General features: G+C 41.6%; 9 protein-coding genes. 5 read left to right on the top strand and 4 right to left on the bottom strand.

The genetic code is table 11. The features are described 5' to 3' along the window. Nucleotides 1–500 precede the first annotated feature (500 nt). A complete protein-coding gene (gene eno / locus CDC37_RS13680) occupies nucleotides 501–1781 on the top strand; it encodes a phosphopyruvate hydratase (RefSeq protein WP_096622519.1) in 1281 nt (426 codons plus the stop codon). A 269-nt stretch (nucleotides 1782–2050) separates the two neighbouring features. On the opposite strand, the gene CDC37_RS13675 is transcribed toward eno, so the two are convergent. Next, the gene (locus CDC37_RS13675) at nucleotides 2051–2797 is read right to left on the bottom strand and encodes a DUF561 domain-containing protein (protein ID WP_096622518.1); all 747 of its coding nucleotides are present in this window, start codon (nucleotides 2795–2797) and stop codon (nucleotides 2051–2053) included. Nucleotides 2798–3442: 645 nt separating this feature from the next. Between CDC37_RS13675 and CDC37_RS13670 the strand changes: the two genes are divergently transcribed. Then, nucleotides 3443–4684 carry an O-antigen ligase family protein gene (locus CDC37_RS13670; RefSeq protein WP_096622517.1) on the top strand — a complete coding sequence of 414 codons (1242 nt, stop codon included), beginning with the start codon at nucleotides 3443–3445 and terminating at the stop codon, nucleotides 4682–4684. A 166-nt stretch (nucleotides 4685–4850) separates the two neighbouring features. Here CDC37_RS13670 and CDC37_RS13665 read toward each other — a convergent pair whose 3' ends face one another. Continuing rightward, nucleotides 4851–5264: a TerB family tellurite resistance protein gene (locus CDC37_RS13665; protein WP_096622516.1), complete on the bottom strand. Its 414-nt coding sequence runs from the start codon at nucleotides 5262–5264 to the stop codon at nucleotides 4851–4853. A gap of 263 nt (nucleotides 5265–5527) precedes the next feature. After that, nucleotides 5528–8233 (bottom strand): phospholipid carrier-dependent glycosyltransferase, encoded by a 2706-nt coding sequence (locus tag CDC37_RS13660; protein WP_096622515.1) that lies wholly within the window; start codon nucleotides 8231–8233, stop codon nucleotides 5528–5530. A gap of 636 nt (nucleotides 8234–8869) precedes the next feature. On the opposite strand from CDC37_RS13660, the gene CDC37_RS13650 reads away from it, so the two are divergent. Beyond that, nucleotides 8870–9763 (top strand): PEP-CTERM sorting domain-containing protein, encoded by an 894-nt coding sequence (locus CDC37_RS13650; protein ID WP_096622513.1) that lies wholly within the window; start codon nucleotides 8870–8872, stop codon nucleotides 9761–9763. Between the two features lie 706 nt (nucleotides 9764–10469). On the opposite strand, the gene CDC37_RS13645 is transcribed toward CDC37_RS13650, so the two are convergent. Continuing rightward, entirely contained in the window at nucleotides 10470–11255 is a 786-nt protein-coding gene (locus tag CDC37_RS13645; protein ID WP_096622512.1) for an ABC transporter permease, read from the bottom strand. 217 nt (nucleotides 11256–11472) lie between these two features. On the opposite strand from CDC37_RS13645, the gene CDC37_RS13640 reads away from it, so the two are divergent. Both CDC37_RS13640 and CDC37_RS13635 read left to right on the top strand, forming a co-directional pair. Further along, nucleotides 11473–12012, top strand: coding sequence for a hypothetical protein (locus CDC37_RS13640; RefSeq protein WP_096622511.1), 540 nt, complete (start codon nucleotides 11473–11475; stop codon nucleotides 12010–12012). A 187-nt stretch (nucleotides 12013–12199) separates the two neighbouring features. Then, nucleotides 12200–12571: a hypothetical protein gene (locus CDC37_RS13635; RefSeq protein ID WP_231943059.1), complete on the top strand. Its 372-nt coding sequence runs from the start codon at nucleotides 12200–12202 to the stop codon at nucleotides 12569–12571. Nucleotides 12572–12606 lie beyond the last annotated feature (35 nt).

Below are 12606 nucleotides of genomic sequence, written 5' to 3'. Positions count from 1 at the left end.
ACCCTTTTAAAACATCCTCTGATTAGGGCTGACTGCAAAAGATTAAAACTCTTGTCTTGTAAGCTTTGGAGGGTACTTTAGTGGCAAAAAACGCTTTCCCAATAGGCGTACAGGAGCTACAAACATTTTACATCTGCAATTTTTTGCAGGTGTAGACGGCTTTTCGTAGAGATGAAAAGTGGAATTTTTGGGTTAAAACTATTCCCTACTCCTTACCCTTACTAAAAGACTTTTTCTGCAGACCCTAAGTATTTAGATGTAGACTACTACCTATTCCCCATTCCCTGGGATAAAAATATCATCCCCATAAATAATATAAATAAATGTTCTCCAGCAACAGTCTGACAGAAGCCAAAAAAGAGATTTATTAAAATTGCCGAAATATTCCTTAACCTCGATCATCTTAGGCACGTGAACCCCTATGCTAGATGGTTGGGCTGCATTGAATGGTTTTGCAGAAGCGGCATTGAATTGCGTTTGTAGATAAGGATTAAACAGTGATGATAGATACTGCAATTGAGGCAATAATCGCACGGGAAATTCTTGATTCCCGTGGTAGACCCACCATTGAAGCTGAGGTACATCTTGTTAATGGTGCGGTGGGACTTGCTCAAGTTCCTAGTGGTGCATCGACTGGTACATTTGAAGCTCACGAGTTGCGTGATGGCGATAAAAGTCGCTACGGTGGGAAAGGTGTGCTGCAAGCGGTAGAAAATGTGAAGGAGAAACTTGCACCGCAATTGTTAGGTTTGGATGCACTCAACCAAGAACTCCTTGACCGAACAATGATTAGTTTGGATGGTTCGCAAAATAAAGCGAATTTGGGTGCAAATGCAATTTTGGCGATTTCTTTGGCTGCATCGAAAGCTGGTGCGGAAGCTTTGGGAATTCCTCTATATCGCTATTTGGGTGGTCCTTTGGCGAACTTGCTTCCCGTACCCCTGATGAATGTGATTAATGGTGGTGCGCACGCTGCGAATAATGTTGATTTTCAGGAGTTTATGATTGTTCCGGTGGGTGCATCTTCCTTCCGGGAGGCTTTACGCTGGGGTGCGGAGGTGTTTGCTACCTTGAGTAAGGTGTTGGATGATAAGGGTTTGTTAACAGGGGTTGGTGATGAAGGGGGTTTTGCTCCGAATCTGGAATCAAACCAAGTTGCTTTAGATTTGTTAGTGGATGCGATCGCCAAAGCTGGTTATAAACCTGGGGAAGAGGTGGCTTTAGCTTTGGATGTTGCTGCTAGTGAATTTTACCAGGATGGCCAGTATATTTACGATGGTAAACCCCATGCTCCTGGAGAATTTATTGACTATCTAGCCCAGTTGCTCGGTCAATACCCAATCGTCTCGATTGAAGATGGTTTACATGAGGAAGATTGGCAAAATTGGCAAGCACTCACCGCGAAAATTGGGGATCAGGTGCAATTAGTGGGGGATGATTTATTTGTCACCAATGCCACCCGTCTGCGACAGGGTATCGAACAAAAGGCTGGGAATGCAATTTTAATTAAGCTCAATCAAATCGGTTCCTTGACGGAAACCTTAGAAACTATTGACCTGGGAACTCGCAACGGTTTCCGTTCGGTTATTAGTCACCGTTCCGGAGAAACCGAAGACACCACCATCGCCGATTTAGCGGTTGCTACCCGTGCTGGTCAAATTAAAACCGGGTCATTGTGTCGCAGTGAGCGGGTTGCTAAGTATAATCGATTACTTAGAATTGAGGATGAATTAGGCGATCGCGCTGTTTATGCAGGTGCTGTGGGAATGGGACCGAAATGATTTTGGATTTTGGGGGTTGCTGAATCCAGGGATAAATTTGAAATAATGTAGAGACGCGATATATCGCGTCTCTACATAATCCAACGAATTAATTTCATCCATCAAATCAGCAACACCGGGTTTTGGATGAGGTAGAGACGACCCGACGGGTCGTTTCTACATGAATTGGAATATTTACAAATACATTGCTAACAGGATACATGTTGGGAATAACAACGCTTATAAATCAAACTCATTTTCCCCATCCTGCATCCTGTATCCTCTACAGACTACGCAAAAGCGCAGTAGGAAGTGTGAGCGGTTGCTAAAGCCTCCACCAATCCACGGACAACGGCAATCATGGCAACTTCGCTATTCAGTTGGTTAACTGCGGAACCAACACCCACACCAGCAGCACCGGTCGCGATCGCCAGAGGTGCGGTGACGTTGGAAATGCCGGAAGCACACAGTACGGGAACTGGCACAACACGGGAAATTTCGTAGGCTGCGGCTAAGGTGGGTGCAGCTTTTTCAATTAATCCGAGGGTTCCGGAATGAACTGGTTTGCTGCTATTGCTACCTTCGGTTTGGATAATATCCGCACCCGCGTTGACTAGTGCTTCGGCTAACTCGACCTGTGCGTCTAATTTGAGAATATGGGGAACTGTCACCGACAGGGTGGTTTCTGGGAGGAGACGACGAGTTTCTGTGGTTATAGCTAAAATTTCCTCGGCTTCAAACTGAATTCCTTGGCTATAGAAGGAGTCGAAATTCCCAATCTCAACTAAATCCGCACCTGCTGCGACAGCTTGGAGCAATTTTTCTGGTTCTACGGCTGATACACATACAGGTAGGGATACCACCTGTTTCACTTGTTTGACTAATTCTGGGTCAGCAGCAATATCCACAAAAGTCGCACCGCCAATTTCTGCGGCTTTCACGACTGCGATCACGTTCTGTACATCAAAGTTATTCAAGCCGCTAATTACTTTTAAAGCACGACGAATAGCAAATGCGCGTTGGAGAGTTGGATGCATCATCTTCATTTCCTCTAAAAATTTCCCTCGCAGTCCAATATTGAAAATAGGATTATTTTTGCATTACTAGGTAATTCTTGCTAGTAGTTTGGTCATAAATCCTAGATTCTAGAGACAAATTAAAATTATTATTGCCCTTTATTTAAGCATGACTAAAACCCTAGATTGGGGCAACAAAGTTTTACAAATCTTGTCAGTACATTAATATTTTGAGGCTAAAATACGGTCGTCTGAAATATAGGAGACAGAATATCAGGATGGTAAATCGTAAATAAAAATCTATCTATTGATATTATTTGATACTCATTTGCGACCAAAGATGGTAGGCTAGGTCGATGCAATTAAACATAAAACCGCAACGTAACCGATTATTCAGTTCAAAGCCTTACTCCCCTACAGACGCGATATATCGCGTCTCGGAAGTACAGACGACCCGACGGGTCGTCTGTACTCCCTGATTTTAACGACAATTTTCACCACCCACCTACTTAACTATCCGTGATTGTGACCCAAGACCAGCAATTTCATTATCCTCAAACTACCAGGAAAGAAGGCAACTTGGTATGGAGGATGATAATTTATGTGACAATTATGTGATAGAATTTTAACTACCTATTTCAGTATTTCGGCTGGTATAAATTTCACATGATTTTAGGTATTGCCGAACAAATATTTGCAGTCCTTGGCTTGTTATTTTTTGCTGGTGCTTTTTCCGATATTCTTCCTAATGCAACAATTTCCCTGCTGCGATATTTAATCTGGTTCGGCGCGATCGCATTATTAATTCTACGCTGGCACAGCACATTATGGGTCGCTAGTCAAACAAAATTACTCTGGGTACTTTGCACTATTATTTTATTTTCCTTTCTCTGGGCAGATGTGCCTTTAGATGTGCTGAGGGACAGTCGGGAAGTGATGCAAATGACTGCCTTTGGCTTATATTTTGGGATGCGATTTATCCTCCGCGACCAAGTAAAACTATTGGCGATCGCTTTTGGGATTGGGGCATTAATGAGTTTGACTGCGGTTGTTGTTGACCCCACCATTGGCATTCACGGTAGTGACCATCCTGGAGCTTGGAAAGGTGTATATGGCTACAAAAATATTTTAGGTAGTATGATGATTTTGGGTGCAGTTTCCTTTGCTTTGCTACCTAAGTATATTATGCCTGTAATTTGCCAATGGATAGGTTTCGGTCTGTGTGTAGTTTTAATCTTACTTTCGACTTCTAAAACATCCCTGATTTTATCGATACTATTGGCGGCAATTATTGTATTTTACCGTTTCTACCGTTGGCGGGGAAAAATTACGATTGTTTTCTGGGATTTATTTATCCTTGTTGCTGTGAGTGTCAGCAGTATCATTTTCACTAATTGGACGGAAATTATCACCGGATTAGGAAGAGACCCCACCCTCACTGGACGCACACCCATGTGGACGGTTGCACTCATCCGCTTAATGGAACGTCCTTGGTTAGGATTTGGACGGGGAATGTTTTGGCGACCAGTACATGCTTACGCCCGCGAAGCTGGAAGTGCAGTTGCACACGGATTTATTCCTCCCCATGGTCACAATGGGTTTATTGATATGGCTTTAGATATAGGGTTGGTGGGTTTGGGGATATTTTTGGTTTGTTATGGTTTTGCCTATATTCGTTCCCTCAAACTAGCCTATGGGACTGATAGGTTATATAATTTGTATCCGTTAGCGTTTTTGATATTTTTGTTTGTAAATAACATTACCGAAAGTTTTATCCTGTATAAAAGCAATATTTACTGGACATTATTTATTAGTTTTGCAGTGAAATTGGCCGTGATTGAGCAGGAAACAAAACTAGACAATATTTCCCAAGTATCGGAATTAGGAAAGTTGGAAATAGGCGGTTAAATCGTAGGTAGAGACGCGACATGTCGCGTCTCACCAAGGATTTAAAAATGCAACAGACGAATTTTGACCAGACGTAGCATTGCTACGTCTCTTATTGATCAAAATCATGATTGGACACAGCAACACCTAATTTTGTCCAAAAATCAGCGAATAATGACTATACAGCCTAGTGAGTAGTAACCTGAAAAACCTGGTAAATATTTTTGATTAATTCTTGTTCCGGAGACGAAAATTCCTCATCGCTAGCTGCTAAATCATTACATACCTTCAAAAGTTGAATTTTCACAGTCTCACTTTCAATGCGAGCATTAATATCCTGAAGTAAACTATTCAATTTATCTTGATCTGCTAAAGCCGCTCTAATTTTGGGTGTAACTTTACCTAAATAAAATTCCAGGGATAGGGGTGATTCCCATTGGGTATTGTTCACATATTCTTGGATGATTTCATCTTCAGCAAGTTTCAGATTTTTATCACCATACATCATCAATAGCATGAGTTCGATGATAGCTTCTCGCTCGTTTTGAGTTACATCTTGCTGAATAATTTCGCTAAGGGTTGGGTGTAATTTATCTGACATTATTTTCCACACAATATAAATTACGATACGCCCATATACTATGTAATTTAAATGACAGAGTAAAGTTGTTGACGATACACTAGGATAGGAGTTTGAAATGAAAAATTATATTTAGAGGGATTGTCGAGTATGTTACGGATTTCATCCTAAATACCGATGCAAAAATGTTTACAACGTATCCAGAATTGGAGACGCGATATATGGGGGGACGTAATTGTAGAGACGCGATATATCGCGTCTCTACTGATATATCGCGTCTCTACTTAGGAATTAGGGGTCAGGAATCCCGATAAACCTCGGTAGGCTGCAATAAATTTCCCCTGAAATAGAGCTGCTACTCCCGACAGTGCTTGTAGTTCGCGAATATGGGGATTAAGTTCTAAAGCGGGTTTGAGGGCTGTTTCTGCGGCTTGGGGATGCCAATTGTATAGATGCACAAAAGCCAGATAACCCCATGCAAAGGGATTTTGGGAATCGATTTTTGTCACATATTCCAGGGATGCGATCGCATCTTCAACCCGTCTTAATAGTACATTACTTAGGGCGACTGTGTAGGCTAGTTCTCGATTTTGCGGTTGTTGTTGCAAGCGGTATTGACTCGCAATCAGAACTTGTTGCAGGTAATCTTGGGTGGGGTCGTATTGATTAATACGTCCAATCTCAGCAAATATGTTTTCAAAGGCACTAATTCCCTGGGGCATAGTTGCCGCCATCTGCCTTAATTGACTGGCTAAATCTGGTTCGGGGGCAGCAGAGGCTGGAACTTGGGGATTGATTTCAATGGTAACATTGGGAACTTTGACTGTATAGGTAGCTTGGGTCTGACGGTGAAGGTAGGTAGCTTTCAGGGTATATTTACCGGGAGCGATCGACAGGGGTGGTGACATAGCCGTGCGATCGCGTACTTGTGCATACATATCCCCATGAAATCGCGGATAAATATCACCCATGCCGATACTATGGTCATGGAACCATTGTTGTTGATCTAGATTTAGGTTGTTTGAATTATCACTATCACCGTCAATTCGTCGCCATGTCAGCAACATCACCCCGTCATGGAAAGCTTGCAGATTTCCTTGCCAAGTATAGGTAATGGGGATGGGTACTCCCCCAGGGGATGCGTCAGGGAGTTTGACATCAATCAGTTCAATATTTGGATTCACCTGACTAGGGGGAGGATTAATCGGTGTCACTATCGTTGCGGGTTGAATTCGGTGGTATAGTTTCAGACTTTCCCCATCCGGTAGTTGCCAGGTTTTGTGTAGTTGTAAATCCGGGGAAGTTTCCACCTTGTTCACAGCTTCTGCTTGGATATTCCTCACACTACCTTGATTTCCGGTTTTGGTAATAAACCAATCTAAAGCTGCAATATCTCGTTCTAGATATTGGCGATTTGTTGCCACCTGTCTACCATATACCTGAAAATTCGCGGTTTGGGAAGCACCTTCTCGCCGACTAATTGCACCGTAGTAGTTCAAGTTATGTTGATTGACATCAGGGGTGGAGGGTAAAACAGCTACGGTGGAACGCAGATATGGCTGGGTACGTATAATTTCGGCAATAACTGCGGTATGGGGATATTTTGCACCTTGGTAGGGATAATGTTGGCTGTGGGGTGCGAAAATTTGAGCAATTCCCGCACCGGGTAGGGGAAATAGGTTGATTAGAGTTAAACCGGTGGTCAAAATTAAGGTTGCGACACGGAGATTACGCCACCAATAGGATTGTATACGGGTAAGTCCGTAAGCGAGGATAATTGTTAGTGACGGTAAATAGGGAATAATATAGCGGTCATCCTTATTAATGTTTACAGAGGAAAGTAAATAGGATGCAATTAAAAATAAAGCTAACCAGCGCAGGGATTTGCTGGTATTTTGATGGTGATTAGGATTTTGGTTGGTGCAATCTAGCTTGTAACTAGAAAGTGGGGAGTGGGGGACAGACTTACCCTGGCGTTGACGAAAATAATGCCAGCCATAGATAATTAAACCCACAAGCGGCATTACCAGCAACGGAAAAGATAATTGGTGGGGAAGTTGTTCCCAGTAAAAAGTCCATGCTGCAAGGGTATTTAAAGGCGGATCACCCTCCGCGATCGCGGAATCAATGCTAGCTCTTTTCCCCGATGTCACAATCAACAACCAATTAGCACGATACCAAGGCATAAATATCCAAGTCGCAACCCACACACCCAGCAAAAACTGACCAACCCTCAACCAATGTCGGGAAAATAAAGCAGTCGTACCACTCCAAACTATGGGTACTAACAGAAAAAAAACCGCCGTTTGTTTCGTTAACAATGCCAAAGCAAAGGTAATTCCACAACTAATTGCCAACCCCAAAGATTTATACCATTTTGGATTATCATTCCATCTGTCACCTTCCTTTGGCAAATTGGTATTACCTATAGATTTAGCTTCTTTCTGGAGGGATGATGTACCGGAAAAATGCCACAGAGTCACACACAAAAAACACAGCGTCACCATCGCTGCAAGGGGATAATCCAGCAAAAAATCCAACCGCAGCCGATAAAGACCAGGTATGATTTGACACAATCCCGCCGCCAACAAACCTAAATTCCCATCAAATAACACCCACCCTAAACCATACACCGCAGCCAACAACACCCCACTATACAGGGACATAATTATCGTCGCTTGTTCAACCCCCACTCCGACAAAATTTTGTAGCACCCCTGCAACCATATAGGTTAGAGGAGGAATTTTCGACGACAATAACCATAAATTCCGCCACCAATCCCCATTTCCCCACTCCGGACGAGACAGCGCTGCACCATAATTCAGCGTCCCCGTTAAATAATCAGCCTGATCCCAACCCGGTACACCCTCATCCAAACTCCACCAAATGCGATCGCAAATTACTCCCCCCAACCAAATCAAGAACAATATCCAGATATTTCGAGGAATCCTGACCTTCCCAGCTTGATTTTTTAGCGCTGTTAGCTTCATCGTTACTTTCCTCGATATATAATTGCCCTGACTTTATTCCCTATTTAATTTTGGCAGCTATTTTAAACTTACCATCAGGCATTTGATTCACAAATTGTCGATTCAATAGATATTTTATGATTAACACTTAGGTACACATCAGTTTTTCTTAAAGCCACTATTCTACCTGTAAACTTGATGGTTATTCTATCGAACCCCGTCAAAACCTAACTACCTAGTACTCCACCAACCCCAAAATCATGGGTGAAGGGAAGCAGAGAATTTAAGGGAAGGATATCCTTAGCGGCTGTTAATATCTTTGAAATTCAGTTAAATACACTAGTATTTGCACCGACTGATTGTATCAAAAGTAACTCTCGTCAAGTTTTGAGACAACCCCAAAAAAGTAGTGAAAATCACATTTTGATTCTGATTGAATTATTCCAAAATTAACATGTAAGCAAAAACCAAATCTAAAGATATCAGATAGAAAAAAGTAAATAATTTAACTAGATTGACCACAAGAACAATCAATTAGATAGACGATTAATCATTATCAGGGTTCCAACGGTTTTTGCTACCACATCACTGTTTCATCATTCATTTAATAATTCAAAAATATTAACCAACCAAATTTATTTACCAAGGGAGAAAAACATGTTTAACAAAAGTGCATTCCTAGCTGCTGCAATTACTGCTGTTTCTGCTGTCACCCTAGTTAGCAATGCAGAATCCGCTCACGCGATGAACTTCAAAGTCACCAGAGGTATAGACGCTGGATTGACCACCTGGAATGCACAAACAAATAGACGGGAATCCCAAGGGATGTTCTCTGAATTCCACGGTCAAGCGGGAGTTGTCACCGTTGATTTTAACAAATTACCCAACAACAATGCTGGTTTTGGTGTCCAGGCAAAAACAGACGCAAAAGGTGTTGGTTTGATTACCGGACTCAATGCAGCTAACGCTGTAATCAATTACTCCTATGTCGGTAATGGTAGCAGTAATGTCCGTAACGATAAATGGGGTCCAGCAGGATATGATGCGACAACAGGACAAAGTACCTACAACACATCTAATTACCTTGCAGCCTTTGCAGGTAAAGACGTTGAAATCAGAATGAATGGTTTATTTAACTACTTCGGTGTCAACTGGGGTGCAGCCCACCAAGCCAACCGTTATTCATTCTATCGCGGAGATACCCTCGTCGCTGGCTTTACCTACGGAGAAAACTATAAAGTGGGTGATATCCAATATGTAGATGTGAGCAAGGTTTTCAGAGAAAATGGAGCAAGGGCTTCATGGCAAGGACAGGATAATGCCTACTTCCACGTCTATGCAGATAGTAAAGCAAGCTTATTTGACCGAATTGTGATTAGTCAATTTGGTGGTGGTGGTTTTGAATCAGATAACCACTCCTTTAATGCGGGTACACGTGCATTTAACTTCGAGAAAGGTAGAACAGTACCAGAACCAGGAATGGTGCTTGGTTTAATCGGAGTTGGTGCAGCATTTCTCCACAAACGCAAAAAGGGTGAAAACGCCATTTAAACCCCTTGAAAACAACTTTTAGCCCACAGGACTTACACACAGACTACCTATTCTCACCCTCACAAGTTCGTAAGTCAGAATAGAGTTGAACACACTTAAATACAGTTGAATACAGTTGTTCGCCTCTGCTAACGACTATTTAAAACTTATCTGAAAATTTGCTTATCCCTTATCCAGATAGATGTTCACCATCTATCTTTTTATTTTGGATTTTGGATTTTGGATTGTTCTTCTTTCTCCTATTTCCTATATCGTTTACGCTAATGCTTGCTACATATCAGGGACTGTAACCGTTGATTATTCTAGTACGGCGCGGCGTAAATATACCTACCTTTTCCCTCGCTCCCATGCTTTGCGTGGGAGCAGGATCTGCGAGGTTCCTACCTCGTGAATGAAGGCAGAGCCTTCAACTAACTAAGTGACCACGCGGAGCATGGTCACTAGATCAATCTGAAAATTTGCTTATCCCTTATTCAGATAGATGTTCACCATCTATCTTTTTTATTTTGGATTTTGGATTGTTCTTCTTTCTCCTATCTTTTAGAGGATGTTTGTCAAGTATTAATTATCACTATTTTGACAATCGTCCTGACTCTGGACATGGGGTTATAAAGCTGATTTTTCCTTCGAGAGTACAAACGCGACATGTCGTGTCTCTCCCTGCTCCCAAAAACGATAATTCAAGAATCGAATTTTAAAACAACCTCTAAGCCCCCATCCCAGAATAACGCTTGAGTCCAGCCCGCCACAACATCCGATTTAAGCCAACAAAGAATAATGTCCACCCCAAAATAATCGTAAAACCACGTCCAATATCTGTTGGTAAACCGACTAAAATACTGACAGGAAAATTTATTAAATAGGGGAATGGAGTAGAAAGGACAACAGTCCTAACAGCCGGAGGAAATACTTCTAAAGGGGCAATTAAACCTGATAAAAATAAATAAAATAAAAACCAAAAATTTTCAATAGCGCTAGCTCTTTCCGTCCAAAATGCGAACATAGCAAAAGTATATTGAATTGTAAATCGTAAAATAAACGCCGAGACAATTGCCAAAATAAATAATACAATTTGCTGCAAATTCGGAATCCAAATCGCCTGGGGATACAAGACAAAAAACAATACAATTAGCAATAAAGCAAAGGGAATTCTAGCAGCACGCTCCGCAAGATGGGCAACAACATGATGCCATACCGGGTCTAGGGGTTGTAAAAGTCGAGGGGAAAGTTTTCCTTCCACTACTTCCCGTTCAAATTCCCAAATTACCCAAACAACCGTAAATTGGCGGACAATAAAAACTGCTAAAAAATAACGGGCAAAATCCACTGGTGATAATCCAAATTGTCCCCCTTGAGCAGCTTGTGTCCAAATACCCATGAGAATAATCGGTAAAGAACCAGCCAATACCCATAAAATCAATTCTGCCCGGTATTCCACCATATAAGCATAGTATACCGATAGAAATGTGAAGATTTTTTTGAAGATGTTCATGGGATGTGATTAGGTAAATTTTGAAAAAAATGCGACAGATGATTTTTTATTTTGTGTAGAGACGTAATATATTACGTCTCCAAAAATTTTGTATATATATTACGTCTCCGTCCCATCATCTGGATGTGTTGCAAAATTTTTTTTGAATCGTTATAAAATAGAAAAAATATCAACGCAATGGTTCTTACTGGAGTCGATGGGAGGCATAATCTCAGCTATGGATTTGGAACCACAGGAAATTCTCACCCTCAGCAACGAAACCCCTGAAAACCCAACCGAAATAGGTGCAGAAACTGCCAATACACCCCGCACATCCCTAGAAATATTGCGGGATACGGAAGCGGCTCTCCGTCGTCCGGTTGTGGCAATGATTACACCAATTATTTCACCTCCCCTCAGCGAGAAAATTACAACCATTTCCCAACAAGCTGATCAAACCCTGAATCAACTCGCTGGTATTGATCTTAACAGTATCAGTGATTGGGAGTTACGTCCGGCTCGCATTTCCATCGGTTTAAGCTTCGTGGGTTTTGCAGCCTTAAGTATTATATTTTTGATTTTGTATTTACAAACCCTGGATTCTGGGTTAAGTAAGTCCGTGCAAATAGGTAAATATTGGTATCAATACATTTCCTGTGTGAATCTGGGTGTGACAGGGATGTTTTTGTTGGGACGGGAAGCTATGCGCACTCCCAAGCGTAAACCGAAACCCAAGCGTCGTGATTATAGCTACCTTAAGGATAAATTCTCACCATAGTATTATTCTCTGCACCTGGGCTAATTTCAACCCGGCAAAAGCTAGACCATGACGATAAGTTATTTACCCGCTTTTTCATGATTGAGGATTTTTTTAGGTGGTAACTATTGCTGACAAGTTAAGCTTATCGGACTTTTGTCAATAAGTAATAATGCTCAAGATATTGTCAAAATCTGGGTGAATAAACATGATTTTGAAGGATGCGATCGCTACTGGCATAGATTTCAACGATTTTGTCCTCGCTCTGGAAAAGTTAAATGAAAAAGGAACCGTATTTGCTATCAGTTACGATGGTAAGTTAGGCGATAAGGCTTTTGGTCAGATTCTTCCTAGGTGCTTAAATCTAGAAAGGATTGAAATTGAAGTTGGAAGGTCTTCGCAGTCTACATTACTTGGTAAGGAAGAAACAACCATTGAGTCATTATACTTATCCCCAAGTTTATCCAGAAGCCTAACGACTACCCAAATCAGCAATTTTACGTGTATTGATATTGACAAAAAACCAAAGCAACTAACCCTCTGGGAAAAACATGGAGAATTCGCAGCAGTTACCAGATAACTTCTTGGAATTTTGCCGCTCCATAACAGTATTAT

Source organism: Calothrix sp. NIES-3974 (assembly GCF_002368395.1).
Taxonomy (GTDB): Bacteria; Cyanobacteriota; Cyanobacteriia; order Cyanobacteriales; family Nostocaceae; genus NIES-3974.
This window is presented reverse-complemented; position numbering and strand designations above follow the sequence as displayed.

Bases quoted from the DNA above. Each gene is read 5' to 3' on its own strand.
- CDC37_RS13665 (WP_096622516.1), bottom strand. From the start codon at position 5,264: ATGTCAGATAAATTACACCCAACCCTTAGCGAAATTATTCAGCAAGAT.
- CDC37_RS13650 (WP_096622513.1), top strand. From the start codon at position 8,870: ATGTTTAACAAAAGTGCATTCCTAGCTGCTGCAATTACTGCTGTTTCT.
- CDC37_RS13640 (WP_096622511.1), top strand. From the start codon at position 11,473: ATGGATTTGGAACCACAGGAAATTCTCACCCTCAGCAACGAAACCCCT.
- CDC37_RS13675 (WP_096622518.1), bottom strand. From the start codon at position 2,797: ATGCATCCAACTCTCCAACGCGCATTTGCTATTCGTCGTGCTTTAAAA.
- eno (WP_096622519.1), top strand. From the start codon at position 501: ATGATAGATACTGCAATTGAGGCAATAATCGCACGGGAAATTCTTGAT.
- CDC37_RS13635 (WP_231943059.1), top strand. From the start codon at position 12,200: ATGATTTTGAAGGATGCGATCGCTACTGGCATAGATTTCAACGATTTT.
- CDC37_RS13645 (WP_096622512.1), bottom strand. From the start codon at position 11,255: ATGAACATCTTCAAAAAAATCTTCACATTTCTATCGGTATACTATGCT.
- CDC37_RS13670 (WP_096622517.1), top strand. From the start codon at position 3,443: ATGATTTTAGGTATTGCCGAACAAATATTTGCAGTCCTTGGCTTGTTA.
- CDC37_RS13660 (WP_096622515.1), bottom strand. From the start codon at position 8,233: ATGAAGCTAACAGCGCTAAAAAATCAAGCTGGGAAGGTCAGGATTCCT.